This is a genomic window from Streptomyces sp. Y2F8-2 (genome assembly GCF_014905555.1).
GTDB lineage: Bacteria > Actinomycetota > Actinomycetes > Streptomycetales > Streptomycetaceae > Streptomyces > Streptomyces cynarae.
In genome coordinates this window covers 421,691-445,198 of the sequence record NZ_BNGS01000002.1, presented here as the reverse complement: position 1 = coordinate 445,198, position 23,508 = coordinate 421,691, and the positions used below count along the sequence as shown (strand labels likewise).

26 protein-coding genes are annotated in these 23,508 nt (G+C 71.6%); 12 read left to right on the top strand and 14 right to left on the bottom strand.

The features are described from left to right. Nucleotides 1–3: 3 nt before the first annotated feature. From pqqE to SY2F82_RS07370, 7 genes are all read right to left on the bottom strand, one after another. Nucleotides 4–1,095 (bottom strand): pyrroloquinoline quinone biosynthesis protein PqqE, encoded by a 1,092-nt coding sequence (gene pqqE, locus SY2F82_RS07400; protein ID WP_200418144.1) that lies wholly within the window; start codon nucleotides 1,093–1,095, stop codon nucleotides 4–6. Continuing rightward, entirely contained in the window at nucleotides 1,088–1,384 is a 297-nt protein-coding gene (gene pqqD / locus SY2F82_RS07395) for a pyrroloquinoline quinone biosynthesis peptide chaperone PqqD (protein ID WP_200418143.1), read from the bottom strand. Before pqqD ends, pqqE begins: the two co-directional genes overlap by 8 nt. Beyond that, nucleotides 1,350–2,045, bottom strand: a complete 696-nt coding sequence (pqqC, locus tag SY2F82_RS07390; RefSeq protein WP_200418142.1) for a pyrroloquinoline-quinone synthase PqqC — start codon at nucleotides 2,043–2,045, stop codon at nucleotides 1,350–1,352. Before pqqC ends, pqqD begins: the two co-directional genes overlap by 35 nt. A gap of 5 nt (nucleotides 2,046–2,050) precedes the next feature. Next, on the bottom strand, nucleotides 2,051–2,935 hold the full coding sequence (gene pqqB / locus SY2F82_RS07385; protein WP_200418141.1) for a pyrroloquinoline quinone biosynthesis protein PqqB: 885 nt from the start codon (nucleotides 2,933–2,935) through the stop codon (nucleotides 2,051–2,053). Between the two features lie 43 nt (nucleotides 2,936–2,978). Continuing rightward, the gene (pqqA, locus tag SY2F82_RS07380; protein WP_200418140.1) at nucleotides 2,979–3,104 is read right to left on the bottom strand and encodes a pyrroloquinoline quinone precursor peptide PqqA; all 126 of its coding nucleotides are present in this window, start codon (nucleotides 3,102–3,104) and stop codon (nucleotides 2,979–2,981) included. Nucleotides 3,105–3,177: 73 nt separating this feature from the next. Continuing rightward, a complete protein-coding gene (locus SY2F82_RS07375) occupies nucleotides 3,178–4,857 on the bottom strand; it encodes a PQQ-dependent dehydrogenase, methanol/ethanol family (protein ID WP_200418139.1) in 1,680 nt (559 codons plus the stop codon). A gap of 54 nt (nucleotides 4,858–4,911) precedes the next feature. Beyond that, nucleotides 4,912–5,361 (bottom strand): MSMEG_3727 family PQQ-associated protein, encoded by a 450-nt coding sequence (locus SY2F82_RS07370; protein WP_200418138.1) that lies wholly within the window; start codon nucleotides 5,359–5,361, stop codon nucleotides 4,912–4,914. Nucleotides 5,362–5,690: 329 nt separating this feature from the next. Between SY2F82_RS07370 and SY2F82_RS07365 the strand changes: the two genes are divergently transcribed. From SY2F82_RS07365 to SY2F82_RS39820, 8 genes are all read left to right on the top strand, one after another. Then, the gene (locus SY2F82_RS07365; protein ID WP_200418137.1) at nucleotides 5,691–8,705 is read left to right on the top strand and encodes a SpoIIE family protein phosphatase; all 3,015 of its coding nucleotides are present in this window, start codon (nucleotides 5,691–5,693) and stop codon (nucleotides 8,703–8,705) included. Between the two features lie 127 nt (nucleotides 8,706–8,832). After that, nucleotides 8,833–9,081 carry a hypothetical protein gene (locus SY2F82_RS07360; RefSeq protein WP_200418136.1) on the top strand — a complete coding sequence of 83 codons (249 nt, stop codon included), beginning with the start codon at nucleotides 8,833–8,835 and terminating at the stop codon, nucleotides 9,079–9,081. Continuing rightward, nucleotides 9,078–9,446, top strand: a complete 369-nt coding sequence (locus tag SY2F82_RS07355; RefSeq protein ID WP_200418135.1) for a helix-turn-helix domain-containing protein — start codon at nucleotides 9,078–9,080, stop codon at nucleotides 9,444–9,446. The genes SY2F82_RS07360 and SY2F82_RS07355 overlap by 4 nt, the downstream gene beginning before the upstream one ends. Nucleotides 9,447–9,601: 155 nt before the next feature. Beyond that, the gene (uraD, locus tag SY2F82_RS07350) at nucleotides 9,602–10,120 is read left to right on the top strand and encodes a 2-oxo-4-hydroxy-4-carboxy-5-ureidoimidazoline decarboxylase (RefSeq protein ID WP_200418134.1); all 519 of its coding nucleotides are present in this window, start codon (nucleotides 9,602–9,604) and stop codon (nucleotides 10,118–10,120) included. After that, nucleotides 10,117–10,524 (top strand): hydroxyisourate hydrolase, encoded by a 408-nt coding sequence (gene uraH, locus SY2F82_RS07345; RefSeq protein ID WP_200418133.1) that lies wholly within the window; start codon nucleotides 10,117–10,119, stop codon nucleotides 10,522–10,524. The genes uraD and uraH overlap by 4 nt, the downstream gene beginning before the upstream one ends. Nucleotides 10,525–10,529: 5 nt before the next feature. Further along, the gene (gene pucL, locus SY2F82_RS07340; protein WP_200418132.1) at nucleotides 10,530–11,450 is read left to right on the top strand and encodes a factor-independent urate hydroxylase; all 921 of its coding nucleotides are present in this window, start codon (nucleotides 10,530–10,532) and stop codon (nucleotides 11,448–11,450) included. A gap of 21 nt (nucleotides 11,451–11,471) precedes the next feature. Continuing rightward, nucleotides 11,472–12,848 (top strand): 8-oxoguanine deaminase, encoded by a 1,377-nt coding sequence (locus tag SY2F82_RS07335; RefSeq protein WP_200418131.1) that lies wholly within the window; start codon nucleotides 11,472–11,474, stop codon nucleotides 12,846–12,848. Between the two features lie 184 nt (nucleotides 12,849–13,032). After that, entirely contained in the window at nucleotides 13,033–13,434 is a 402-nt protein-coding gene (locus SY2F82_RS39820) for a winged helix-turn-helix transcriptional regulator (protein WP_200418624.1), read from the top strand. Nucleotides 13,435–13,444: 10 nt separating this feature from the next. On the opposite strand, the gene SY2F82_RS07325 is transcribed toward SY2F82_RS39820, so the two are convergent. Further along, nucleotides 13,445–13,879, bottom strand: coding sequence for a thioesterase family protein (locus SY2F82_RS07325; protein WP_200418130.1), 435 nt, complete (start codon nucleotides 13,877–13,879; stop codon nucleotides 13,445–13,447). Nucleotides 13,880–14,042: 163 nt separating this feature from the next. Between SY2F82_RS07325 and SY2F82_RS07320 the strand changes: the two genes are divergently transcribed. Further along, nucleotides 14,043–14,615: a hypothetical protein gene (locus SY2F82_RS07320; RefSeq protein ID WP_200418129.1), complete on the top strand. Its 573-nt coding sequence runs from the start codon at nucleotides 14,043–14,045 to the stop codon at nucleotides 14,613–14,615. Between the two features lie 133 nt (nucleotides 14,616–14,748). On the opposite strand, the gene SY2F82_RS07315 is transcribed toward SY2F82_RS07320, so the two are convergent. The 4 genes from SY2F82_RS07315 to SY2F82_RS07300 are packed head-to-tail and all read right to left on the bottom strand — an operon-like array spanning nucleotide 14,749 to nucleotide 18,064. Further along, entirely contained in the window at nucleotides 14,749–15,678 is a 930-nt protein-coding gene (locus SY2F82_RS07315) for an ABC transporter substrate-binding protein (RefSeq protein WP_200418128.1), read from the bottom strand. A gap of 13 nt (nucleotides 15,679–15,691) precedes the next feature. After that, nucleotides 15,692–16,390 (bottom strand): ABC transporter permease, encoded by a 699-nt coding sequence (locus SY2F82_RS07310; RefSeq protein WP_200418127.1) that lies wholly within the window; start codon nucleotides 16,388–16,390, stop codon nucleotides 15,692–15,694. A gap of 1 nt (nucleotide 16,391) precedes the next feature. Next, on the bottom strand, nucleotides 16,392–17,033 hold the full coding sequence (locus SY2F82_RS07305) for an ABC transporter permease (protein WP_200418126.1): 642 nt from the start codon (nucleotides 17,031–17,033) through the stop codon (nucleotides 16,392–16,394). Next, on the bottom strand, nucleotides 17,030–18,064 hold the full coding sequence (locus SY2F82_RS07300) for an ABC transporter ATP-binding protein (RefSeq protein WP_200418125.1): 1,035 nt from the start codon (nucleotides 18,062–18,064) through the stop codon (nucleotides 17,030–17,032). Before SY2F82_RS07300 ends, SY2F82_RS07305 begins: the two co-directional genes overlap by 4 nt. Before the next feature lie 141 nt (nucleotides 18,065–18,205). On the opposite strand from SY2F82_RS07300, the gene SY2F82_RS07295 reads away from it, so the two are divergent. Further along, nucleotides 18,206–19,849 (top strand): aromatic amino acid ammonia-lyase, encoded by a 1,644-nt coding sequence (locus tag SY2F82_RS07295; protein ID WP_200418124.1) that lies wholly within the window; start codon nucleotides 18,206–18,208, stop codon nucleotides 19,847–19,849. After that, nucleotides 19,849–20,709 (top strand): MurR/RpiR family transcriptional regulator, encoded by an 861-nt coding sequence (locus SY2F82_RS07290; RefSeq protein WP_200418123.1) that lies wholly within the window; start codon nucleotides 19,849–19,851, stop codon nucleotides 20,707–20,709. Before SY2F82_RS07295 ends, SY2F82_RS07290 begins: the two co-directional genes overlap by 1 nt. Nucleotides 20,710–20,759: 50 nt before the next feature. Here the strand turns inward: SY2F82_RS07290 and SY2F82_RS07285 are convergent, their stop codons facing one another. Both SY2F82_RS07285 and SY2F82_RS07280 read right to left on the bottom strand, forming a co-directional pair. Beyond that, nucleotides 20,760–21,389, bottom strand: a complete 630-nt coding sequence (locus SY2F82_RS07285) for a hypothetical protein (RefSeq protein ID WP_200418122.1) — start codon at nucleotides 21,387–21,389, stop codon at nucleotides 20,760–20,762. A gap of 18 nt (nucleotides 21,390–21,407) precedes the next feature. After that, nucleotides 21,408–22,061: a histidine phosphatase family protein gene (locus tag SY2F82_RS07280; RefSeq protein ID WP_200418121.1), complete on the bottom strand. Its 654-nt coding sequence runs from the start codon at nucleotides 22,059–22,061 to the stop codon at nucleotides 21,408–21,410. Nucleotides 22,062–22,299: 238 nt separating this feature from the next. Between SY2F82_RS07280 and SY2F82_RS07275 the strand changes: the two genes are divergently transcribed. After that, nucleotides 22,300–23,394, top strand: coding sequence for an alpha/beta hydrolase (locus tag SY2F82_RS07275; protein WP_200418120.1), 1,095 nt, complete (start codon nucleotides 22,300–22,302; stop codon nucleotides 23,392–23,394). The last annotated feature ends 114 nt before the right edge of the window (nucleotides 23,395–23,508 follow it).

The window sequence follows — 23,508 nt, the reverse complement described above, 5'->3', positions numbered from 1 at the left end:
GACTCACACCGGACGGCCCGGATGCGGCCGGGGCGCAAGGACGTGCTCTCGCCGCCCGGCCGCCTCGTCGGCGGCCCGCACGGCCGCGGCGACGATCCCGTGGTCGGGGGACAGGTGGCACACCGGGTCGGTGCGGGCGGCGTCGCCGGTGAGCAGGAACGCCTGGCAGCGGCACCCGCCGAAGTCGACCTCGCGGCGCGGACAGCTCCGGCAGGGCTCCGGCATCCAGTCCGTGCCGCGGAAGTGCTGGAACAGCGGTGAGCTCTCCCAGATCCATGCCAGGGAGTGCTCGCGCACACTGGCGCGGGGCAGCGGCAGCGCGTGCGCGGGCGGGCAGGGCAGCACGTCCCCGTTCGGGACCACGGTGAGCTGCCGCCGGCCCCAGCCGCCCATGCAGGGCTTCGGGTACCGGCCGTGGTAGTCGGGGACGACGTAGATGATCTCCATCCGGTCCCTGAGGCGGATCCGTGCCGCACGCACCACCGGCTCGGCGCGCGCCAGCTGGGCCGTGCTGGGCAGCAGCGCTTCCTTGTTGCGCCAGGCCCAGCCGTAGTACTGGGTGTTGGCCAGCTCGACGCGATCGGCGGCCAGTTCCTCGGCGAGGGCGAGGATGCGGTCGATGCGGTCGATGTTGTGCCGGTGGAGGACCACGTTGACGGTGAGGGGCCAGCCCAGGTCCTTCACCAGCCGGGCCGCCGCCGTCTTGCGGGCGAAGGACGGCGTTCCGGCGATGCGGTCGGACAGCGCCGGCTCGTCGGCCTGGATGCTGATCTGCACATGGTCCAGGCCCGCGGCGCGCAGCTGCTCGGCACGGCGGGGCGTCAGGCCGGCCGCACCGGTGATGAGGTTGGTGTACAGCCCGAGGTCACCGGCGTGGTGCACGATCTCGACGAGGTCGCGGCGCACCAGCGGCTCACCACCGGACAGGTGCAGCTGCAGCACCCCGAGACCGGCGGCCTCGGTCACCACCCGCCGCCACTCCTCGGTCGTCAGCTCGTCCCCGAAGTCACCGAGGTTCAGCGGGTTGGAGCAGTACGGGCAGTGCAGCGGGCACGCGTAGGTGAGTTCGGCCAGCAGCCCGAGAGGTTTATCCATCACCGACCTCCACGCATCGCCGGGCGGCGAGCCGGGCCAGGAACAGCCGGACCTCGTCGCCGGCCACATGGGCGTACCGCCCGCTCAGCTCAGCGACGATCTGGGTGACCGTCCGCTCGCCGTCGCACAGGTCCAGGATCGCCGCGCCCGTGCCGTTCAGGACGGAGACCGCCTCCGGCGCGAGCAGGACGTGCCGCCCGCGCGCCGGGTCGTAGGTCAGCCGGACGTGCGGCGCGAGGCGGGGACGGTCCGTGTCACCGACCGTCCGCACAGGACCGTTCGATGGCATCGAGCATGCTCCACAGGACGTCGCACTTGAAGGACAGGGCGGCCAGGGCGCCCGCCCGCTCCGCCGGGCTGTCGCAGTACGCCGTCACCACCTCCAGGGCGTGCTCGGCGTCGCGCGGGGCCTGGGTCAGGCGGGACCGGAAGTAGGCCAGCCCCGCGCGGTCGATCCACGGATAGTGGCGTTCGAACGCGGTGAGCCGTTCGGCCATCAGGTCCGGCGCGAACAACTCGGTCAGGGAGGACGCCACCGCCTCGGTCCACGGCCGGGTACGGGCGAAGGTGACGTAGGCGTCGACGGCGAACCGCACCCCGGGGACGACGTGCCGCTCGTCCCCCATCTCCTCCCGGGTCAGCCCCAGCGCCTCGCCCAGGCGCAGCCAGGCCTCGATACCGCCCTCGCCGTCCGCGGTGCCGTCCTGGTCGACGATGCGCAGGATCCAGCGGCGGCGCACCTCGCGGTGGGGGCAGTTGGCGAGGATCGCGGCGTCTTTGCGGGGCAGGTTCGCCTGGTAGTAGAAGCGGTTCGCCGCCCACGCCTGGAGCTGCCGACGGGTCAGCGCGCCCTCGTTCATCGCCCGGTGGAAGGGATGCCGGTCGTGGTAGCGGCGGGACTGCGCGCGCAGCGCCGCCACGAATTCGTCGGTTTCCGTCGCCGTCGCCATGACCCTCAGATCCACAGGTCCAGCCCGTCCACGGCGACCTCCATGCCGTGTCGCTCGACGGCGCGCCGCTCGGGCGAGTCCTCGAGCAGGACGGGGTTCGTGTTGTTCAGATGGGTGTAGATCGTGCGCTCGACGGGGAGCGGGGACAGCTGCTGGAGGCTGCCGCCGGGGCCGGAGATGGGCACGTGGCCCATCTCCCGGGCGGTCCGGTGCCCCCTGCCGAGCCGGATCAGCTCGTCGTCGTCCCAGCACGTGCCGTCGACCAACAGACAGGCGCAGTCCGCGAGTCGGTCGCACACCTCCGGGGTGAGCTCCTGCACGCAGGGCAGGTACACCAGGGCCCGGCCACTGTGCTCGTCGGTCAGGCGGTAGCCGACGACCCGCCCCTGCCCGGCCCCGTCGTCGGAGCCGAAGCGAGCCCGTTTCCTCGTGGGCACGTCGAACGCCCGGTACGACAGCCCCTTTGTGAGCGGTACGTCGGTCTCCGGCTCGACCGGGTGCCAGGTGACCGGGCAGTAGACGAGGAGCATCCGCAGCAGCGAGGTCCCGTCGTACAGCGTGTCGTGCACCGCCTTGGTGGCGTGCAGCTCGATGCCCTCCGCCTCCCGGAGCAACAGCAGACCGAGCGTGTGGTCGAGCTCGGCGTCGGTGAGCACGACGACCAGCGCCGCGGTGGGGCGCAGAGCGGGGAACGACTCGATCTGCGCCCGGACGTCCGGAGAGGCGTTGAACAGGAACCAGACACGCCCGTCGGGGCTCACGGCGATCGACGACTGGGTGCGCGCACGGCACGGCCGGGAGCCGTCCCGCACAGCACGACACGGCGGGCAGGCGCAGTTCCACTGCGGGAAACCGCCCCCGGCCGCCGAACCCAGCACGCGCACCCACACGTCGATCCGCCGTCCTCCCGGTGCCCGGCGCGTCGCACCGCCGTCATCCCCCGTCGGGCTCCCACACGCCCATGTAGGCGGTCACCTCGGCGGACACGCTGATCTCCTCGAACACAGGGGTCTCCCACTCGTCCAGGCACGCCTGGTCGTTGACGCTCTCCCGGTCCACGGCTGTCACCTCCTCCTGTGTCTCGCGCTTCCCGGACGTCTTCGGTCGCAGGCAGGACAGCGGGGCCGCAGCGCTACTGCGGGAGTGCGAAGGCGAACACCGCGTCGCCGTGGGAGGCGCCGAGCATCGCGGGAACGATCCCCTCGATCCAGCTGCCCCAGCCGACCGGCACGGCGATGAACTGCCTTCCGTCGACGCTGTAGGTCGTCGGACTGCTGTGGTGCCCGCTGCCCGTCTGGAACTCCCACAGCGGCTCCCCGGTCCGCGCGTGGAACGCGGTGAACTCCCCGGACGGCCTGCCGACGAACACCAGGTCTCCCGCCGTCGCCAGCGCCGACGCGCTCATCGGCGTCTCGTTGCGCCACCTCCACACCTCCTCGCCCGTGGCGGCGGAGATGGCCTTCACGAACCCCTGCATGTCGTCGGCGTCCACCGTGACGCTCGCGCCCCAGTAGGGGATGCTCTCCTTGAACTCCCTGTGACGCAGGGTGACTTCGGAGCCGACGTCCTGCACCGGCACGTAGAACATCTCCGTGCGCGGGCTGTAGGCCGCGTGCGTCCACTCCTTGGCCCCGGCGGGACCCGGCCAGAAGTGGACCGGCTCGCCCTCCTTCTCCGGGACCACCTTGGGCGTCACCCGGCCGTCCCCGTCGATCTCACCCCAGGTGATGCGCTCACCGAAGGGCGTGATCCGCACCCGCTCACCGTTCCTGCGGTCCAGCGTGAAGAGGTATCCGTTCTTGTCGAAGTGGGCCAGCAGCTTCTGCCCGTCCAGGTCGTAGAGGATGCACTCCATGTTGCTGTCGTAGTCCCACACGTCGTGCGGGGTGCACTGGTAGTGCCAGCGGATCTCGCCGTTGTCGGGATTCAGGGCGATGATGCTGTCGGTGTGGAGGTTGTCGCCCTCACGCACGGCCCCGTCGAAGTCGGGTGCCGGATTGCCGGTCCCCCAGTAGACGAGGTTCAGCTCCGGGTCGTAGGTGCCGGTGACCCAGGCGTTGCCGCCGCCGCGCGCCCAGGCCGGGCCGTCCGGCCAGGTGTCCGATCCCGGCTCGCCGGGCTTGGGCACCGTGTAGGTGCGCCAGGCGCGCTCGCCCGTCTCGATGTAGTAGGCGTCGAGGTGACCCCGCACTCCGAACTCGCCGCCCGAGCTGCCCACGATGATCTTGTCCTTCACGACGAGGGGAGCGACCGTGGCGCTCTCGGCCGCCCGAACGTCACCGTTCGTCGTGTCCCAGACGAGCTCGCCCGAGATGGCGTCGAGGGCGATCACATGGGCGTTCAGCGTGGTGGCGAGGACCTTCCCGTGCGCGACCGCGACCCCGCGGTTGACGTTGCCGCAGCAGAGGGAGACGTCGAAGGGGATCGCGTGCTTGTACTGCCACAGTTGCCGTCCCGTCCGGGCGTCGACGGCCCACACCCAGCCGTCCCAACCGGAGAGGTACATGACCCCGTCCACGACGATCGGAGCGGCCTCGAAGGCGTAGGTCGACTGGCCCGCGTGGAAGCCGGACGAGCCGAACTGGAACACCCAGGCGGGAGTGAGGCGCTGGACGGTCTCGGTGTTGATCTGGTCCAGCGGACTGTACCGCTGCCCGTCGTAGGCACCGTAGTAGGTCAGCCAGTTCTGCGGTTCCGAGCGCGCCCGGAGAATGCGTTCGTAGGTCACGTCCTGAGCCACCGGAGGCGCCGTGCCGACCATGGTGCTCAATGCGGCGAAATTGACGGCAGGCGGCGCGTCAATGTACTCCATGGGATCCTCCTTGCCGGCCCGGCGGTCACCGGGCGGCCTTTTCCCGGGCGGCTTCTACGGCCGTGGCTGTTCCGGGCGGTCGAGGCGGGCCTCCTGCGGAACGTCCCCCATCACGGCGATCACGCCGACGAGGCCGCGCCCCTCGTCGTTGCCGACGTTGGAACCGAACCAGTAATAGCCGGGGCCGTCCAGGTTGAGCACGGTCTTCCCCCGCGAGTACACCGGAAGCCACATCCATTTGCTGTCGCCGTTGCTCGGCAGGAGTGCGCAGTGTGTGTTCGTGTCGTCGTTGAGGAGTTCGATCTCCAGGTCGCCCCCATGGGGCATGACGACGATGGAGGGCTCCCACACCAGCTCGTCGGGCGGAATCCGCACGTGGGCGTGCAGACGGCCGTCGGAACCTTCCTCGGCCCGCCCGAGGCCCCCGTGGGCGAGGAGCCGACCCAGTGTCGCCTTGTTCTGCCCGTACAGCTCGGGCAGTTCCTGCTCGGCTCCGGTCGTCATCGGCCCGACCTCCTGTTTGCGTCGGATTCGAGCTCACTGTTGTGGTAACCGGCGGCGCAAGGCACAAAACGCCCCCCGCGTAATTCGCGGAATTTCCGGGAATTCTTGCAAATTCCCGCTCGGAGGCGCACCATATGCAACGGCGATTTCGAGTCCGGGTGGCACTGGCGGGGTTGGTTCACGGCAGGCGCGGAGAGATGATCATTGCCTCCCGGGAGGGGTCCTGGGCCCGTGCTGCAGTCGATATCTCCTGCGTGTGCCCCTTTCCTTCCCATGTTTTCGATGTTGTGATTCGCGGCATAATAGGGCTACGGTAAAGGGCTGGGAGCATGCCCTCCGTGAGGGAAGTGAGCGCGGTGTCCGTCGCCTGGGACGACATCGGCGGTCTCGTCGATGCCCATGAGCGTTTTCTTGCCGGCGCGCGAGTCGACACGGACGTACGGGGTTCGGTGCTCGAATCCTGGAAGCGGTGCAGGTTCGAGGGGGTGCAGCCACATCGCCTCCTGGTGCCCTACGCCGCGGACCTGGCACTGGACGACCGTCTCCTGCGCGCGGCCGACCCCGTCCTGAAGGACCTCACCACGTCGCTCGCCAACGTGAACATGGCGATCGCGTTCAGCGACGCGCGGGCCCGCATGATCCAGCGGCACGGCGGTGACCGGCAGTTGCGCGAGCGCCTCGACGCGGTGAACTTCGCCCCGGGATTCGACGCCTCGGAGCAGGCCGCCGGCACCAACGGCGTCGGCACCGCCCTGGCCGGGCGTGGCCCGATCTACGTGGTCGGCCGTGAACACTTCGCCGACTGCCTGCAGCCCTTCGCCTGTGCGGGCGCACCGATCCGCGACCCGTTCAGCGGGCGCATCGAGGCCGTGCTCGACCTCACCTGTCTGCGGGAGGACGGCGACCCCGCGATGCTGCGGCTGGTGCGTCAGGCCGCCCGTGACATCGAGGGACGGCTGCTGGAGCAGGCCACGGAACGCGAACAGGCCCTGCTCGCCGCGTACCGGCGTGCCTGCCGCGACATGGGCGGCGCCGTCGGCTGGCCACGGCAACCCCAGGGTGTGGGGAACGGGTTCCCCGACGGCGGCACCCTCAGCCGGATCGACATGTCGGTGCTGCGGGAGAAGGCCGAGGAGCTGCTCGCTTCGCCGCAGCGCACCCTCGACGAGGTGGCCCTCTCCGGCGGACGCGTAGCCACGCTGCTGCGCCGCCAGGTCATGGGAGCGGCCGGTGAGAGCGGAGTGGTCGTCGAGGCCCGGGTCCACGGCGGCCCGCACCTGCGCCACGTCGAACTCTCCGCACCGTCGGAGCCGGCACCGTTCACTGCCCCGACCGGGATCACCCCGCCCGTCCCGACCGCGTTCACCCCGTCCGCCCCCGCCGCGTTCACCCCGCCCGCGCCGACCGCGTTCATCCCGCCCGTCGGTGCCGGGGACGCGAGCGCAGCACCTCCGGTCCTCCTGCGCGCCGTGACCCCGGCGCCCGCGGCCACGGCCACGGCGACCGTCCCACCGCCGACGGAAACCGCTCCACCGCCGCCCGCCCCCACCGAGGCGGGCCCGCAGCCCCGTACGGACGAGGACGAGAACGAGAACGGCACCGGCGCCGAGGGCTGGCTGCTGCTCGTCGGTGAGCCCGGCGTCGGCCGCCTGGCGGTCCTGGCCCGCAAGCGCCTGGAACTGCTGCACGACGCCAGCGTGCGCATCGGCACGACTCTGGACGTCACCCGCACCGCGGAGGAACTGGCGGAGGTGACCGTCCCCCGGTTCGCCGACCTGGCAGTCGTCGACCTTCCCGACTCCGTTCTGCTCGGAGAGGAGCCGGGGCCGCTCGGCGGTCACACCCCGCTGCGCCGGGTCGCGCTCGGCAGCGTGCGCGAGGAACTGCCCGTGTACGGCATCGGCGACCTCGTCCAGTACGTGCCGTCCACCCCGCAGGTCCGCTGCCTGGAGACCGGGCAGTCCGTGCTCGAACCCGTCCTGTCCGAGGCCGAGGGCTGGATCGCCCAGGATCCGGCGCGGTTCGGACGGGCACTGACCGAGGGCATCCACTCCCTGATCACCGTGCCCCTGCGGGCCCGCGGCACGATCCTCGGCGTGGTGAGCTTCTACCGTTCCGAGAAGCCCACCCCCTTCGAGGACGACGACCTGTCCCTCGCCCAGGAACTGGCCGGCCGCGCGGCGATCTCCATCGACAACGCCCGCCGCTTCACGCGCGAGCACAACACCGCACTCGCCCTGCAGCGCAGTCTGCTGCCCCGGGGCCGGCCCGAGCAGAACGCCGTCGAGGTCGCCTACCGCTACCTGCCCGCGCAGGCCGGGGTCGGCGGCGACTGGTTCGACGTCATCCCGCTGTCCGGCGCCCGGGTGGCCCTGGTGGTCGGCGACGTCGTCGGGCACGGACTGCACGCCGCGGCCACCATGGGCCGGCTGCGCACCGCCGTGCACAACTTCTGCTCCCTGGACCTGCCGCCCGACGACCTCCTCACCCACCTCGACGACCTGGTCGGACGCCTGGACCGGGGCGAGGGCTGGGCCGTGGAGCCCACCTACCCGGATGCCGGGATCGTCGGCGCCACCTGTCTGTACGTCGTCTACGACCCGGTGTCCCGGCGGTGCACCCTCACCCGGGCCGGCCACCCGGTCCCCGCGGTCGTCGGCCCCGACGGCGGCGTGGACTTCGTCGACCTGCCGTCGGGCCCGCCGCTCGGGCTCGGCGGGACGCCGTTCGAGACGGTCGAGCTGGAGCTGGCCGAGGGCAGCCAACTGGTGCTCTACACCGACGGTCTGATCGAGGACCGGGTCCGGGACATCGACACCGGCCTGGACAAGCTCCGCAGCGTCCTGGCCTGCCCCGGCCGTGCGCCGGAGGACACCTGCGAGGCCGTCCTCGACGCCCTGCTCCCGACCCGGCCGAGCGACGACGTGGCCCTGCTCGTGGCCCGGACGCACGCGCTCGGCCCGAAGCGGGTCGCCGAGTGGGAGTTCCCCAGCGACCCGGCAGTCGTCGCCCGCGCGCGTGAGGCGGTCATCGGCCAGATGTCCGCCTGGGGCCTGGACGAACTCGGCTACACCACCGAGCTGGTCGCCAGCGAGCTGGTCACCAACGCCATCCGGCACGCCACCGGCCCCGTGCAGCTGCGCCTCCTTCGGGACCGCGCGCTGATCTGCGAGGTCTCCGACGGCAGCAGCACCTCGCCCCGGCTGCGGCGTGCCCGGAACGAGGACGAGGGCGGGCGCGGACTGTTCCTCGTCGCTCAGCTCACCGAGCGCTGGGGAACCCGCTACACCACCGACGGCAAGATCATCTGGACCGAACAGTCCCTGGAACAGCCCCTGTCCTGACCGCCCTCCGCGACCGCCGTTCACGGCGGCGCCGCTTCCGTTAGAGTCGCTGCCAGGCGTGCCCCGCAACGGGCGGTCCTGGTGAAGGCGCAGGTCAGGCGCAGGTCAGTCGGTGGTTGGGGGCAGTATGCGTTTGAGGGTGGAGTTCACGACCGAGCCCTTCGACCTCGATGAGGCGCCCGCGCACGCGCTGGTGGCCCGCGACGTCATCGGGGCCGCCGATCTGGACGCCGTGGACGTCGGCCCGTTCGGCAACACCGCGGAGGGCCGCGCCGACGCCGTGCTCACCGCCGTCGACGCACTGCTGCGCAAGACCCTCCAGGCCGGTGCCACCCGGATCTCGCTGCAGGTCAACGTGATCGGGGAGGACAAGTGACCGGCACCGGGGACGAGCCGTTCATCACGGCCGTGAAACCGCTGGTCGACGCCATGGGGGGTGAGATGCTGCCCCCGGACCAGGCCGGTCCCGACGACGTGGTGCTCGTCTGGGAGGGCGCCGACGTCGTCGCCGTACGCCTGCCGCAGCTCGCCGACTCGCTGGATCACATCCTGGCCGCCATGGAGCGCAAGCGCGGCAAGCCCCTCTCCGAACTGGACCGCAAGGCCAAGCAGGAGGTCGTACGGACCCTCGAGGCGCGCGGCGCGTTCTCCGTGCGCCACGGAGTGGAGACCGTCGCGAGCGCGCTCGGCGTCAGCAGATTCACCGTCTACAACTACCTCAACCGCGAGAAGGAGTCCTGACGGGCTCTCGCGCCGGTGAGCGGCTCGGCCCTCACGCCGGTGAGCGGCCCACCGCGGCTTGTCACCCCGAATTTTCAACAAACTGTTGACCGCGTGGGGGCGGAGGGCGTTAGCTGTTCGCAGCCCGCTCAAGGACCAAGGCCACGGAGGCACCCGTGACGTCCACTCCCACGCCGCCGGGTCTCGCCCGCTTCAACGCCCTGGAAGAACCCGCCGCCCGCGCCGCCCTCCACGAGGTGTGCACGTCCACGGCCTGGGCCGCACGGCTGCTCGCCGGGCGCCCCTACGCCACCGCCGATGACCTGTACGCCGCGAACGACGCCGCCATGGCGGGGATGACCACCGCGGATCTCGAGGAGGCCATGGCCGGGCACCCGCCGATCGGCCGGCCCAAGCCGGGCGATCCCGCCTCGGCACGTGAGCAGCGGGGCATGGCCGGCGCCTCCGACGAGCTCAAGGCGGAGATGCTCGAGCTGAACCTGGCGTACCAGGAGAGGTTCGGCCACGTCTTCCTGATCTGCGCGACCGGGAAGACCGGCGAGCAGATGCGGGACGCGGTCAAGGAGCGGATCGGCAACGCGCCGGAGCAGGAACGGGAGATCGTCCGCACCGAGCTGGGCAAGATCAACCGCATCCGGCTGGCACGCATCGTCGAAGAGAGCGACCACGCATGAGCAATCGCACCACCGCCTCCGTGTCCACGCACATCCTGGACACCGGCATCGGCCGCCCCGCGACGGGCGTCGCCGTCCGCCTCGCCGCCCGTCCCGGCCGGGACGCGGACTGGCAGGCGCTCGGCGGCTCCACGACCGATGCGGACGGCCGGTGCAAGGACCTTCCGGCGCTGCCGGAGGGGACGACCCACGTACGGCTCGACTTCGCGGTCGAGGCGTATTTCGAGAGGTCCGACAAGAAGCAAGCCGATGCGCAGCAGGACGCCCCCGCGAATCGGGACAGCGGTGCGCGGGGAGCGTTCTTCCCGGAGGTGACGGTCACGTTCGCCGTCGTGCCCGGGGAGCACTACCACGTACCGCTGCTGCTCACCCCGTTCGGCTACTCCGTTTACCGAGGGAGCTAGCACACATGGCAGCAGTCAATTCCCGCCCGGCCCGCCCTGTGCTGGGACAGAACCAGTACGGCAAGGCCGAGAACCGGGTCGTCAGGATCACGCGGGACGGCGCCACCCACCACATCAAGGACCTCAACGTCTCGGTGTCGCTGAGCGGAGACATGGACGAGGTCCACTACTCGGGCTCGAACGCCAACGTGCTGCCGACCGACACCACCAAGAACACGGTGTACGCGTTCGCCAAGGAGCACGGCATCGACTCCGCCGAGCAGTTCGGCATCCACCTCGCGCGCCACTTCGTGACCTCGCAGGAGCCGATCCACCGGGCCCGCATCCGCATCGAGGAGTACGCCTGGGACCGGATCGAGCACTCGGGGAAGGGCGCGCACTCCTTCCTCCGCACAGGCCGGGAGACCCGCCTGACGCAGATCACCTACGACGGCTCGTCCTGGGAGGTGGTCTCCGGCCTGAAGGACCTGACGGTGATGAACTCCACCGACTCCGAGTTCTGGGGCTACGTCAAGGACGAGTACACGACGCTGCCCGAGGCCCACGACCGCATCCTGGCCACCTCCGTCACCGGCCGCTGGCGCTTCAACTGGACCGACGACGCCCAGGAGGCGCCGGACTGGGAGACGTCCTACGAGGAGACGAAGAAGCACCTGCTCCGGGCCTTCGCCGAGACCTACTCCCTCTCCCTGCAGCAGACGCTGTACCAGATGGGCGCCCGCATCATCGAGCATCGCTCCGAGATCGACGAGGTCCGCTTCTCGCTCCCGAACAAGCACCACTTCCTGGTGGACCTGGAGCCGTTCGGGCTGAAGAACGACAACGAGGTGTACTTCGCCGCCGACCGCCCCTACGGCCTGATCGAGGCCACCGTCCTGCGGGACGGGTGCGAGGCGCGGATCCCGGTGGACCTCACCAACCTGTGACGGAAGCGAGAACCACGAACCATGACAGCCCAGCGCATCGTCATCGAGAACTGCGCCCTCGCGACCGTCGACGCGCACGACACCGAGTACGCGAGCGGACACGTCGTCATCGCCGGCAACCGCATCGAGGCGGTCGGCCCGGATGCGGCCCCCGAGGGCCTGGAGAACGTCGTGCGCCGCATCGACGCGACCGGCCACCTCGTCACCCCGGGCCTGGTCAACACCCATCACCACTTCTACCAGTGGATCACCCGGGGCCTGGCCACCGACCACAACCTGTTCGACTGGCTCGTCGCGCTGTACCCGACCTGGGCGCGCATCGACGAGCCGATGGTGTACGCGGCGGCCCAGGGATCGCTCGCGATGATGGCCCGCGGCGGCGTCACCACCGCCATGGACCACCACTACGTCTTCCCGAGGGGCTCCGGCGACCTGTCCGGCGCGATCATCCGCGCCGCCCGCGAGATGGGAGTCCGCTTCACCCTCGCCCGAGGCTCGATGGACCGGGGCGAGTCCGACGGCGGCCTGCCGCCGGACTTCGCCGTCGAGACCCTGGAGGGCGCCCTGGCCGCCACCGAGGCGACCGTCGACGAGCACCACGACGCCTCCTTCGACGCCATGACGCAGGTGGCCGTGGCCCCCTGCTCGCCCTTCTCGGTGTCGACCGAACTCCTGCGGCAGGGAGCGGAGTTGGCACGCAGGAAGGGCGTACGGCTGCACACCCACGGCTCGGAGACGGTGGAGGAGGAGAAGTTCTGCCACGAGCTGTTCGGCATGGGCCCGACCGACTACTTCGAGTCCACCGGCTGGCTCGGCGAGGACGTGTGGATGGCGCACTGCGTCCATATGAACGACTCCGACATCGCCGCCTTCGCCCGTACCAGGACGGGGGTCGCCCACTGCCCGTCCTCCAACGCCCGCCTGGCCGCCGGTATCGCCCGCGTACCCGACATGCTCGCCGCCGGCGTCCCGGTGGGCCTCGGCGTGGACGGCACCGCGTCCAACGAGTCCGGCGAACTCCACACCGAACTGCGCAACGCGCTCCTCATCAACCGCCTGGGCTCCCACCGGGAAGCCGCCCTGAACGCCCGCCAGGCGCTGCGCCTCGGCACCTACGGCGGCGCCCAGGTGCTGGGCCGCGCGCGGGAGATCGGCTCCCTGGAGCCGGGCAAGCTGGCCGACCTGGTGCTGTGGCGGATGGACACGCTCGCCCACTCCTCGATCGCCGACCCGGTGACGGCGCTGGTCCTCGGGGCGGCGGCACCGGTCACCGCGTCCTTCGTGAACGGCCGCCAGATCGTGGAGCACGGCAGGCTGCTGACCGCCGACGAGGATGCCATCGCCCGCTCCACGCGGGACGAGGCCCGGCGCCTGGCGGGGATCGCCGAGCAGGGCTGACCGTCCGTCGAAGACTCCGGCCGGGAGGGACGGCTCCCGGCCGGTGGCCGTGACCCCGAACGGGGCCACGGCGACCGTCCCCGGGGCGCGCAGGGACGTGCGCGCCCCGGACGGTCCCCGTCCGAGCGGCATGCGCGCCGTGCCCGGGCCGGCCGCAACCGCACGCAGGTGGCGGCCCTTGCCCATGTGGGTAGCGCGGAGGTTCGGTGGCGCGTTTGCCGAGGGCCCGCGCAGAGGCAGGGTGACCCCCCGCGAATGCGCCGGCCACTCACTTCCCGCGCGGCCGCAGCACCCCCGCCGCCAGCGCGAGCGCCCCCACCGCGAACACAAATGCAGCGTGCAGATCCTCGTGGCCGCCGCGCACGGACCGATCCGCTTCAGGGAGTTGGAGCGCGACGGGCTCGTCACACGAACCGTGCACCCGACCGTGCCGCCGAGGGTGGAGTACGAACTGACGTCTATGGCAAGGGAGTTGCACGCGACGCTGCTGTCCCTCACCCAATGGGCGGAGCGGCACCGCGTGACGATCGCCGAGGCGCGCGCGGCCTACGACGCCGAGCACGCACCGGAGTTGCTCGACGTGTAGGTCCCGGTACTCACAGACCGAAGAGCTCCGGCCTGCCCGCCAGTGCCCGGAAGTAACCCTGCGGGTCGGCCACCAGCCTGCGCTCCCTGAGGTCCAGCAGACCGCCGACCGAGGCGATGTCGGCGGAGACCGTGCCGTCCGCCTTCCGTATCGTCTGCACGACCCGGAACGTCTTGCCCGCGCCCCACTCGAAGGCGCACGTCACGTCCACCTCCTCGCCCGCGCGCAGTTCCCGCTGATAGCGGATGGTCGTCTCCAGGACGACGGGACCGACCCCCTTGGACAGCAACTCGGACTGGCCCACCCCGGCCTCCTGGAGCACGCACCACCGGGCGTGCTCCGCGTACTGCAGGTAGACGCTCTGGTTCAGGTGCCCCAGGGCGTCCGTCTCATAGCCCCGAACGGTGACGCGGACGGAGAACGGTTCGGTGACGTGCTCGGCCACGGTGTTTCCTCCACAGCGACGCAGGTGACGGCATCGGACGGCATACAGATGTACGAATGTACGGCAGTGGCCGGTTCACGATCGTCAACTCCCGCCCGGGCGTGGGACGGTATGAGTAGAACAACTCATGACGCCTGCCGTGACGCCGGGTGAGGATCGGCGCATGACGGTGATCAGAAAGTCCGGGGGCAGACTCGGGATGCTGTCGATGGCGGTACTCGCCGTGCTGGCGGCGGGATGCGGAACCGAGCGGCCCGGGGACGTCGCCGTGGCGGACGGTCCCTCCCGATCCGCAGCGGCGACGCCGAGCGCGCCGGTGGACTCACCGTGCCCCGGTGAGAGTCCCACGTCGACGCCACCGACGACCGCGCACACGTCGAGCCCGACGGCGCCGCCGACCGACCACTACGCGGAGAACCACGGTTTCAGGGTTCCCATCCCGCTGCACGGCCGCAGCCGCTGCCAAGGGCTCGCGGCCGTCGCGCGCGTCCAGCACGCGCTCGAACCGCTGCGCAGGCGCGGCGACTTCCGCCCGGAGAGCACCCGCACAGCGCTCATCGGTCTCGGCTACCGGAACGTGCAGTCCTACGGCGACGGCGCCACGGGGGTCGGCTTTCTCATCGACGCCGACCCGCTGTGTGTGGAGGGCACGATGAGCCGTGAGGCCACCCGGGCGGACGCCTTCGCCGGCTATCCCGACGGCACCGACTGCCAACCCCCGAGCGGCGGCCACTGACGGAAGGTCCGGCCTATTCAGGGAGCGGTGGCATCGCCTGCACTGGGGATGGCCCCCCTGTTCGAGCTGGGGAAGGCCGGGAGGGCACCGCCGGCGGACGCTGTCCGGCGGCGCTTGTCGGGCGGACCGGCGATCAGACCAGCCCGTGCTGCTTGGCGTACGCGTCGGCCACCTGCTCCGGGTCCTTCTTGTCGTTGTCGACCCGGCTGTTGAGCTGGGTGAGCTGCTCGGTGGTGAGGACGTTGCCGAGCTTGGCCAGGGCCTTGCGGACCGTGTCGTCGGCCTTGCGGTCGGCGATGAGCGGGACGATGTGCTGGCTGGGGATCAGGTTCTTGGGGTCGGCCAGCACCACCCAGTCGTTGGCGGCGATGTCGGTGTCGGTGGTGAAGAGGTTCGCCACGTCGACGTCTCCCTTCTTCAGGGCGCCCTTGACCAGCGGACCGTCGGAGTCCAGCGACTTGAACTCCTTGAACTCCACGCCGTAGACGTCCTTCAGGCCCACCGCCCCCACCCGGCGCTTCTTCACCTCGGGCGCGGCGCCGATGACCAGCCTGCCGTTCTGCTTGGCGAGGTCGGCGAGGGTGGTCAGGCCGTACGTGCGCGCGGTGGCCCGGGTGACGACGAAGCAGTCGGAGTCGGCCGCCTGTCCGTACGGCAGCACCTGGAGGCCGGCGGGGAGCGCGAGGGTGAGCGCGTTCTGCATGGTGCCGGGGTCCGAGGAGTCGTCCTTCGGCGCGAGGTAGTTGAGGAGAGCGCCCTGGTACTCGGGCAGCAGGTCGATGTCGCCGGCCTTCAGCGCGGGGATCACGATCTCCCGGGTGCCGAGGTTGGGGCGGACCTTGACCTTGACGCCGGCGGCCTTCAGCACGGCCGCGTAGAGGTAGCCGAGGACCTGGTTCTCGGTGAAGTTGGCGGTGCCGATGGTGATGCCGCTCTTGCTGGAGCCGCCACCGCCGGACGTGGAGCCCTGGCTGTCGAGCGAGGTGATGCCGCTCGCGCAGGCGGACAGGGCCGGGACGGACGCGGCCGCGAACAGGCCGCCGAGGAGGGTGCGTCGGTTCATGATCGGGAGTTCCCTAGGCGGTGCGGATGGGGGTCCCCCCGCGCGAGCGTCGTCGAGCGTGGGGGAGGAAGAGGAAGCGCTGCAGGCCGGAGAGGGCCAGGTCCAGGACGACGGCGACCACGGCGACCAGCACCGCGCCGCCCAGCACCTGCACGAGGTCGCGCTGGGCGAGGCCGTCGAAGACATAGCGGCCGAGGCCGCCGAAGGAGACGTACGCGGCGATGGTGGCCGTGGCGACGACCTGGATCAGCGCGAGCCGCAGGCCGGTCATGATCAGGGGGAGCGCGAGAGGCAGCTCGACCTGGAACAGGACCTGGTGGCCGCGCATGCCCTGGCCGCGGGCGGCGTCGCGCACGTCCGGGTCGACGGCCGTCATCCCGGCGTAGGTGTTGGTGACGATCGCGGGAACCGCGAGGGCGACCAGGGCGACGTACACCGGCAGCATCGACAGCCCGCCGGCCAGGAAGACCAGCACGACCAGGCCGACGGTCGGCAGCGCGCGGCCGAAGGAGGAGAGGTTGATCGCGACGAAGGCGCCCTTGCCGGTATGGCCGATCAGCAGGCCGAGCGGGAGGCCGATCGCGGCGGCGATCAGGGTCGCCAGCAGCGAGTACTGGAGGTGCTCGGCGAGGCGGTGGGCGATGCCGTCGGACCCGGACCAGCTAGCGCCGCTGGTGAGCCACTTGCCGAGGTTCTTGAAGAGCTCGTACATCTCAGGCCCGCCTCCTGCGCCACGGGGTCAGCACGTACTGGAGCGCCACCAGCAGGGCGTCCGCGACCACGGCGAGCAGGATGGTGAGGACCACGCCCACGATCACCGGGGTCGGGAAGTCGCGCTGGAAGCCGTCGGTGAAGAGCTGGCCGAGGCCGCCGTCGCCGATGTAGGTGGCGACCGAGACCAGCGAGATCGACATGACCGTGGCGATGCGGACGCCCGCCATGATCACGGGGAGGGCGAGCGGGAACTCGACCGTGAGGAGCGTGCGCAGGGGGCGCGTGCCCATGGCCTTCGCCGCCTCCTTGGTCTTCGCGGGGACCGAGTCGAGGCCCTCGACGGTGTTCCGCAGCAGAACGACCAGGGTGTAGACGGTCAGGCCGATGACGGTGGTGGTGCGGGTCAGTCCGCTGACCGGCAGCAGCAGTACGAAGATCGCGATCGAGGGGATCGTGAAGAGGACGTTGGAGACGCCGAGCAGGAAGCCGCGCAGGGGGCCGATCCGGTGGGCGATCACCGCGAGCGGCAGGGAGATCAGGACGCCGAAGAAGACGGCGGTCATGGCGGCCTGCAGATGGGAGAGCGTCAGGGAGGTCAGGTCGTCGGTGTGGTCGCCGATCCACGACCAGTCGATGGTCATGCGGCCACCCGCGCTTCCGTGTGCGCCCGGCCCGCGTGCTCGTGGATGTCGTCGCGGGAGGAGACCCCGGTGAGCACGCCGTCCGCGTCGACGCGGGCGACCAGGCCCGTGGGGGAGGCGAGCGACTCGTCGAGCGCGGACAGCAGGGAGTCGGTGTCGCGCAGCGGCCGTACGGGGAGTTCGGCCTCCTTCGACGCCCAGTGCCGGGGCTTGCGCTGCTCGTCCAGGACGAGGGTCCAGGTGCCGCCCTCCGGTGCCGGGCCCTGCGGGATGTCCGCGAGGGTCTTCAGCGACAGCAGCTTCAGACCGCGCTCGGCGCCGAGGAAGCCGGCCACGAAGTCGTCGGCGGGGCGGGCGAGAAGCTCGGCGGGGGTGGCGCACTGGACCAGATGGCCGCCGGTGCGGAAGATCGCAATCTGGTCGCCGAGGCGTACGGCCTCGTCCACGTCGTGGGTGACGAAGACGATGGTCTTGCTCAACTCCTTCTGCAGCCTGAGCAGTTCGTCCTGGAGCTGGGTGCGCACCACTGGGTCGACGGCGCCGAACGGCTCGTCCATGAGCAGCACCGGCGGGTCGGCGGCCAGGGCGCGGGCGACGCCGACGCGCTGCTGCTGGCCGCCGGAGAGCTGGTGCGGGTAGCGCTTGCCGGCGTCGGCGGCCAGCCCCACGGTCTCCAGGAGTTCGGCGGCGCGGGCGCGGGCCTTCCTCCGGTTCCAGCCGAGCAGGAGCGGCACGGTGGCGATGTTGTCCAGCACCGTGCGGTGCGGGAAGAGGCCCGCCTGCTGGATGACGTACCCGATGGAGCGGCGCAGCTCGGCGGCGTCCTGCCGGGTCACGTCCTGGCCGCCGACCCGGATGGTGCCGGAGGTCGGCTCCACCATTCGGTTGATCATCCGTAGGGTGGTCGTCTTGCCGCAACCGGAAGATCCGACGAGGACGGTCACGCCGCCTTCCGGCATCTCCAGGGAGAGGTCGTGCACTGCTGTCGTGCCGTTGGGGAAGCGCTTGTGGACCGCGTCGAACTGGATCATGAGTTGTCCCTTGCCCGGCTGTATAACGTCATGCAGAGTTCTTCGTAGCTGAATAGCTTGTCAACGGTTTGGTGTTAATCCGAGGTAACGGATGACCGCACAGCAAGATCAGATGTCCGGATTGGGAAGGTTTTGGGCTTGATGTCGTCTCGAATCGTGGACGCGCCGGAGGCTGTGCACACGGGCCTGGTGGTCCTCGACGGGATCGGGCTGGGCGTCGCGGACGTCGTGCGCCTCGCCGACGGCACCGCGCGGCCGGTGCCCGGGGCCGACGCGATGAAGCGGGTGACCGAATCCTGGGACGCGGCCCGGCAGATCGCCGCGACCGGTCGCGTCTACGGCCGCTCGACCGGCGTCGGCGCCAACCGGAACGAGGACGTGCCCACCGAGGCGGCCGCCGAACACGGGCTGCGGCTGCTGCGCAGCCACGCCGGCGCGATCGGTGACGAGCTGCCGTCCCGGCAGGTGCGCGCCATGCTCGCCGTACGGGCCAACCAGCTGCTCGCGGGCGGGGCGGGCCTGCGGCCGACGGTGGTGACGGCGTTGTGCGAGGCTCTGGAGAACGGGGCGTATCCGGTCGTCAACGAGTTCGGGTCGGTCGGCACCGGGGACATCGCGGCCCTGGCGCAGGTCGGGCTGGCGCTCGCGGGGGAGCATCCGTGGCGGGCGAGCGGGACCGGCGCGGGTGCGGGCGGGCCGTCGGGCGGCCTCGGCGAGAGGGCCTTCGGCGGGTCGACCGACGCCCATGGATCCGCTGCGGCCGGCGCCGCTGGGTCCGTTGCGGTCGGTGCCACCGGGTTCACCGCTGTCGGCGCCCCGGATCCGCAAGCCCTCGACAACAACGACGCGTTGGCCTTCATCAGCAGCAACGCCCTCACCCTCGGGCAGTCTGCGCTCGCCCTGCACGAACTGCGCGGGCTGATCGAGGCCACGCAGGTCGTCGCCGCGCTGTCCCTGCTCGCCGTCGACGGCTCGCACGAGGCGTACGCCGCCCCCGTGCACGCCGCCCGCCCGCACCGGGGGAGCGCTCGGGTCGCGAGACGCATGCGGGAGCTGATCGGCGCCGCCGACCGGCCCACCCCGCCGCTGGGCCGTATCCAGGACCCGTACGGCTTCCGCTGCCTGCCGCAGATCCACGGCCCGGCGCACGACGCCGCCGACGCCCTGGAGGAGGTGCTGGCGATAGAGATCAACGCGGCCGCCGAGAACCCCCTCATCTCGCCCGAGGACATGGCCGCCTACCACCACGGAGGCTTCTACCAGGCCCAACTCGCCCTCGCCCTGGACCACTTCAGGCTCGCCCTCACCCAGGTGGCCCGTCTGTCGACCTCCCGGCTGTCCACCCTCAACGAGCCCGCCTACACCCGTCTGCGTCCCTTCCTCGCCGACCACGAGCCGGCCTCCTCCGGCGTGATGATCCTCGAGTACGCCGCCGGGGCCGCCCTCGGGGACCTGCGCGCGTTCTCCGCTCCCGCATCGCTCGGGCACGCCGTACTCTCCCGGGGCGTCGAGGAACAGGCCAGCTTCGCCTCGCTCGCCGCACGTCAGACCGTGCGCGCCTGCCGCGCGTACCGGCTCGTCGTCGGCTGCGAACTCGTCGCTGCCGTACGGGCGCTGCGCCAGCGCGACCTCAGGCCCGATCCTGACCTTCCGGTGGGCCGAGCGCTCCGGCTCGCCGACTCCGTACTGCAGGAGGACCAGGCCGACCGGCCGCTCACGGACGACGTGACGGCGGCGGCCGCACTGCTGGACCGGTTCACGGACATCTGGAGGGGGAGCGAGTGATGGGCGCGGAGAGGGAGACGGGCGTGTCGGACAGTCCCGCGGGGCGGCTGCAGGCGCTCTTCGAGGGGCACCGGCTGACGCCGACCCAGCGGCGCATCGCGCACAGCATGGTGCGGCGAGCGACCGACGTGCCGTTCCTGTCCAGCGTGGAGCTGGCCGAACTGGCCGGGGTCAGCCAGCCGTCGGTGACGCGTTTCGCCGTCGCCCTCGGCTTCGACGGCTACCCCGCCCTGCGCAAGCACCTGCGCGAGGTCGCGCCCGCCGAGCCGACGGACCGGCCGGGTTCGTACAACGCGTACCAGCAGGCCGTCGAGGCCGAGATCGAGAACCTCAGGCACCTCGCCGAACTGCTGGCCGACCCGCGGCCCGTGCAGAGGGCCGGGCGACTGCTGGCGGCCTCCCGCCCGCTGCCGGTACTCGGGCTGCGCGCGGCCGCCTCCCAGGCGTACGGCTTCTCTTACTTCGCCGCCAAGGTCCACCCGGACGTCCGGCTGCTCAACGAGGGCGGCACGATGATCCAGGACCGCATCGAGGCCGCCGTGCTGGCCGGCGCAAGCGCCCTGCTGTGCTTCGCGCTGCCCCGGCATCCGCGCGAGGTCGTCGACAGCCTCGCCTTCGCCAAGGAGGCCGGGCTGACGGTGGTGACCGTGGCCGACTCCGCCTTCGCACCGGTCGCCAAGGTCTCCGACCTCCCCCTGCCGGCTGCCGTCGGCACCGGCCTCGCCTTCGACACCGCCTGCGCGCCCATGCTGCTCGGCCGGGTCCTGCTGGAGGCGATGTGCGACGACCTGCCGGACGCCCAGGCCCGCCTGGAGGAGTTCGACGCCCGGGCGGCGGCACGGGGGCTGTTCGTGGAGTAGCCGGGGCCTGTCCGACGCGGCTGTAGCGGCCGGCCGGAGGTTGATCCACGTCACACGCGTCTCGGTGACGCCAGCACGTACCGCTCCCGCGTCCGCGGCTCGGTGTGCTCGCTCACCTGCCAGCCGGCCTGCTCCAGCGTGGCCGCGCAGGCGCGCAGCGCCGTGAGGTCCGGCTCGTGCACCGCGACCGCCTCCGGCTGCGGGGTCGCGCGCACCCGGTAGCCGCTTCCCCGGTCGCCGGTGGCGGGCCGGTGCCCTGCTGCCTCCAGGGCGAGCGCGGCGGCCCGCACCAGATGCGTCCGCTCCCAGCCGCACGGGCGGTCCGTGGCGCCGCCCGGATTGGTCATCCGGCGCAGCTCCAGCAGCCCCTGCCAGGCGCTGTGCACCTCGCGCATCCGGGCGGACCCCGCATCCTCGGCCTCCTCGCCGCCGACCCGCGCCGCGAACACGCCCGAGTCCGCCGCGGCCGGGGCGCCCGGCGCCGGTTCCCCGGCGGGCGTCTCCCGTATGCGGTGCCCTGCCGGGGTCAGGAAGTGGTCGTGCGGTGGACGCGGATGCCGGAAGGCCAGCCCCCGCTTCACCAGCGCCGCAAGCTGGGCCTGTGTGCCCTCCAGCCGCCCGGTCACGGGATCGGCGGCCTCGATCAGGCGCCGCTGCGCGGCGGTCGGCGGTCGGATCACGGCCCCTCCCTCAGCGTCTCAGTGATCCTCGGACGGCCCCGCCTCCCCTGCGGAGAGGGACCCGTGGGAACAGTACGCGTCGGGTCTGACATTCCACCCGGCCACGACATGGCGGCGGTGCTCCGTGCTCAACCGGCTCACCGTCCCCGTCGAGAGCTGGAACAGCGCCCCCGCCGAGGCCGGCAGCCCGAGCCGCCGCGCGGTCAGCACCCGCAGGAAGTGCCCGTGCGAGACGACGACCACGCTGCCCTCCGACTCCGCGAGCGCCGCGTCGATCTTGGCGAGCATCCGCTCCGCCCGCGCCCCGATCTCCTCCGGGCTCTCCCCGGGATGCTCGGGCGGCCCGGGCGCGACACCGTCCGTGAACAGGAACCACTCCGGCCGCGTCCGGTGGATCTCGACGGTCGTGACCCCCTCGTATCCGCCGTAGTCCCACTCCGACAGGTCCGTGTCGACCCGCGCCCCGCCGATCCCGGCCAGCCGTGCCGTCTCGCGGGCGCGCTGCATCGGGCTGACGAACGCGGCGGCCACATGATGCCGCGCGATCAGCGGAGCCAGTCGGCGCGCCTGCTCCCGGCCGCGCTCGGTCAGCGGGACATCGGTCCGCCCGGTGTGCCGGCCGGACAGGGACCACTCGGTCTCGCCGTGCCGCAGCAGAAGGAGGTCACCCATCGCCGTCCCCTTTCCCTCCCCCTTTCGTCCCCTCGTACGGTGACACCTGCGGGCGGCGCCCGCACAACCGACTGCGTCGGCCGCCCTCGCCTGACAACGGCCGGCCCGCAAACCGCACCGGTCCGCCGGTCACCCGGGCGGCCGCACGACGCCACCCCATCGGCCCACCTCGGCAGGCCGAACGGCGGGGAGCGCAGGGAGGCTCGCTGACGAAGTGACCCTCGGAAGGAGGACGCCCATGAGCGCCATCCGACGCTCCCGGTCCCCGCTGAAGCCCCTGTCCGGTCTCACGGCGCTGCTCACCACCGCAGCTCTCGCGGTCGTCCCGGTCCTGGCCGCCCCGGCCGCCGCCGCCACCCCCAAAGCGCCCTGCGGCGACCCGCAGGTGACCCTCGAACCCGGCGCCCAGGCGTTTCTCGACAAGCTCGCCGCGGCGGACGGCCCGCCGATCCAGAACCAGACGCCCGCCGCCGCCCGCCAGTCGCTCCTGAACCTCCAGGCCGCCTACCCGGTGTCCAAGCTGCCCGCCGACATCACCACGACGACCATCCCCGGCGGTCCCACCGGTTCCGTCTCCCTGCACATCGTGCGGCCGCACGGGATGACCGGCAGGCTGCCGGCCGTCATGTACTTCCACGGCGGTGGCTGGGTCCTCGGTGACTTCTCCACCCACGACCGGCTGGTACGGCAGATCGCCGACGGCGCCAAGGCCGCAGTGATCTTCGTCGACTACACGCCGTCACCGGAGGCGAAGTACTCCGTCGCGAACGAGCAGGCCTACGCCGCCACCCAGTGGGTCGCCCAGCACGGCGACGACATCAACGTCGACGGCTCCCGGCTCGCCGTGGCCGGCGACAGCGTCGGGGGCAACATGACCGCCGCCGTCACCCTGATGGCCAAGCAGCGCGGCGGCCCCAAGCTGGCCCAGCAGGTGCTGTTCTACCCGGTCACCAACGCCGACTTCAGCACCGAGTCCTACCGGCGCTTCGCCACCGGATGCTGGCTGACCGCCGCGGGCATGAAGTGGTTCTGGGACCAGTACGCCCCCGACACCTCGGTCCGAAGCCAACCCACCGCCTCCCCGCTGCGCGCCACCGCCACCGAGCTGAGCGGCCTGCCCAAGGCGCTGGTCATCACCGACAGCGACGTGCTGTCCGACGAGGGCCGCCAGTACGCCGCCAAGCTGAGCGCCGCCGGCGTCCCCGTCACCGCCACCCACTACCCGCGGATGATCCACGACTTCGTGATGCTCAACGGCCTCGCGAACACGGAGGCCGCCAAGTCCGCCGTCGCGCAGGCCACCACGGCCCTGCGCCAGGCCCTCGGCAGCTGAGACGCCGACGGAGTGACCGATGCCCCGCGTCCGGTGAGGAACCGGACGCGGGGCGCGGCCGTTCCAATCTATGGACATTCGCCGGCGAATTTTGGGACGGTAGCGCGCATGCCC

Excerpts from the sequence above, each read along its gene's own strand:
- SY2F82_RS07295 (WP_200418124.1), top strand. The coding sequence starts at position 18,206 with ATGTCGTCTCGAATCGTGGACGCGCCGGAGGCTGTGCACACGGGCCTG.
- pqqE (WP_200418144.1), bottom strand. The coding sequence starts at position 1,095 with ATGGATAAACCTCTCGGGCTGCTGGCCGAACTCACCTACGCGTGCCCG.
- SY2F82_RS07335 (WP_200418131.1), top strand. The coding sequence starts at position 11,472 with ATGACAGCCCAGCGCATCGTCATCGAGAACTGCGCCCTCGCGACCGTC.
- SY2F82_RS07315 (WP_200418128.1), bottom strand. The coding sequence starts at position 15,678 with ATGAACCGACGCACCCTCCTCGGCGGCCTGTTCGCGGCCGCGTCCGTC.
- SY2F82_RS07280 (WP_200418121.1), bottom strand. The coding sequence starts at position 22,061 with ATGGGTGACCTCCTTCTGCTGCGGCACGGCGAGACCGAGTGGTCCCTG.
- SY2F82_RS07360 (WP_200418136.1), top strand. The coding sequence starts at position 8,833 with ATGCGTTTGAGGGTGGAGTTCACGACCGAGCCCTTCGACCTCGATGAG.
- pucL (WP_200418132.1), top strand. The coding sequence starts at position 10,530 with ATGGCAGCAGTCAATTCCCGCCCGGCCCGCCCTGTGCTGGGACAGAAC.
- SY2F82_RS07370 (WP_200418138.1), bottom strand. The coding sequence starts at position 5,361 with ATGACGACCGGAGCCGAGCAGGAACTGCCCGAGCTGTACGGGCAGAAC.
- SY2F82_RS07310 (WP_200418127.1), bottom strand. The coding sequence starts at position 16,390 with ATGTACGAGCTCTTCAAGAACCTCGGCAAGTGGCTCACCAGCGGCGCT.
- pqqD (WP_200418143.1), bottom strand. The coding sequence starts at position 1,384 with ATGCCATCGAACGGTCCTGTGCGGACGGTCGGTGACACGGACCGTCCC.
- SY2F82_RS07365 (WP_200418137.1), top strand. The coding sequence starts at position 5,691 with ATGCCCTCCGTGAGGGAAGTGAGCGCGGTGTCCGTCGCCTGGGACGAC.
- SY2F82_RS39820 (WP_200418624.1), top strand. The coding sequence starts at position 13,033 with ATGTGGGTAGCGCGGAGGTTCGGTGGCGCGTTTGCCGAGGGCCCGCGC.
- uraH (WP_200418133.1), top strand. The coding sequence starts at position 10,117 with ATGAGCAATCGCACCACCGCCTCCGTGTCCACGCACATCCTGGACACC.
- SY2F82_RS07320 (WP_200418129.1), top strand. The coding sequence starts at position 14,043 with ATGACGGTGATCAGAAAGTCCGGGGGCAGACTCGGGATGCTGTCGATG.
- SY2F82_RS07305 (WP_200418126.1), bottom strand. The coding sequence starts at position 17,033 with ATGACCATCGACTGGTCGTGGATCGGCGACCACACCGACGACCTGACC.
- SY2F82_RS07375 (WP_200418139.1), bottom strand. The coding sequence starts at position 4,857 with ATGGAGTACATTGACGCGCCGCCTGCCGTCAATTTCGCCGCATTGAGC.
- SY2F82_RS07290 (WP_200418123.1), top strand. The coding sequence starts at position 19,849 with ATGGGCGCGGAGAGGGAGACGGGCGTGTCGGACAGTCCCGCGGGGCGG.
- pqqC (WP_200418142.1), bottom strand. The coding sequence starts at position 2,045 with ATGGCGACGGCGACGGAAACCGACGAATTCGTGGCGGCGCTGCGCGCG.
- SY2F82_RS07300 (WP_200418125.1), bottom strand. The coding sequence starts at position 18,064 with ATGATCCAGTTCGACGCGGTCCACAAGCGCTTCCCCAACGGCACGACA.
- SY2F82_RS07275 (WP_200418120.1), top strand. The coding sequence starts at position 22,300 with ATGAGCGCCATCCGACGCTCCCGGTCCCCGCTGAAGCCCCTGTCCGGT.